1 protein-coding gene is annotated in these 1,354 nt (G+C 60.0%); it reads right to left on the reverse strand.

What is annotated here, in order from left to right; genetic code table 11:
* Positions 1-812: 812 nt before the first annotated feature.
* Positions 813-1,354 (reverse strand): IS110 family RNA-guided transposase (locus E1958_RS19495; RefSeq protein WP_133513352.1); only part of this gene is annotated, 542 nt, incomplete at its 5' end.

Here is a 1,354-nt window from a genome sequence, read left to right on the forward strand (position 1 = left end):
TGCCCGCGAATTCTTTCACAATCTCTCCAGCGTGGGAGCAAATCCCGACGCTTCAGCGTCGACAAGCAACCAGGTAGGACCGGCTCAGGCCGACACCTGTCAGCACCCAGGGGTACGGTCCGCTGGAACGGACAAGACGGCGTTCCCACGCTGGAGAGACTGTGAAAGTATTCGTCTTTCCCGAAAACGGTGGGGTAAGCCGCCATATTTCACACTAAATTCTATCTCATGTAGGATTTGGGAGAAGTATTTTCGACCCAAAGTAGACAATTGTGTTGTTCCTTCCTATGACTCCGAAAATCCAGTAATACTTTCACAGTCTCTGGAGCGTGGGAACGAGCGCTTTGTCCCCTCTCCCCGGCCCTCTCCCCCGGAGAGGGTGTCGCAAAAGCCCCTCTCCCGCCGGGAGAGGGGTTGGGGAGAGGGGGTCAAAAGGCGAAGATCGGTGCCTTTTACGACACCCTCGGAGGGAGAGGGGGTGCTGCGTGTGGCGTGCCCAACCCACTGCTAGTGGCGATGTTTCCATTCAAACCTTAACACTACCAGTAGGTGCTTGCCGCATCAATGATGCGGTTCGCTGTGCTCACCGCATATATGGCCCCATCCCGTTTGCAAGGTAAAACACGCATGATTTGGCGAAGGGAAAGGTTGCTGTCATCTATCCGGCCTCTGTCTGGGCATTCAGATGCCCACGGCCTCGCTGGCGATTCGCGCACCTCGCCTGGAACATCCTATCGGCCTCGAAGGCCTCAGCGGTGGAGCCGGTTTGAGCGGTACCGGTCTGACCTGGCTTGCCATCAGGTGTGTGCTACCTACGCAACCGGTGTTGGTGTACTCCTCACGCGTTTCGTGAGCAGCGCCGAGAGTTGGTTCTCGCTGTCTTCGAGCATCTCCGGCAGCGCCCGCCGCCGCCGCCCCGCCCCCTTGGGCACCACCAGACCATACTCGCCCAGCAAGCCGCGCATTTGATTGACCACGGCCGTACGCGCCTTGACCGCCGCTTGACGCATCCGGTGCAACGCCTGCAAGTCTTGCTGCTCAACCGTCTTGACCGCAACCAAGCGCATGTTGGCTCGTCCCACCGCCTCGCACATGCCCGCCGCATCCTTGTCGTCGTTCTTGTTGCTCTTGACGTAGCCCGTGACCAATTGCGGTGCCATCAGCCGCACCTCGTGTCCTTGCGCGCTCAGCTCGCGCGCCCAATGGGGGGCACCGCCACACGCCTCCATCCCGATCCAGCACACCGGCAGATTCGCCAGCTCCCGCAACCAGGCACGCCGGCCTACCTTCTTCTTCAGCACCCGTTCGTCCTGCTCGTTGACGCCCCACCGGTGAAAGCTGTTCTTGCCTAAAG

The sequence above is a fragment of the Candidatus Thiosymbion oneisti genome, assembly GCF_004359955.1.
Taxonomy (GTDB): domain Bacteria; phylum Pseudomonadota; class Gammaproteobacteria; order Chromatiales; family Chromatiaceae; genus Thiosymbion; species Thiosymbion oneisti.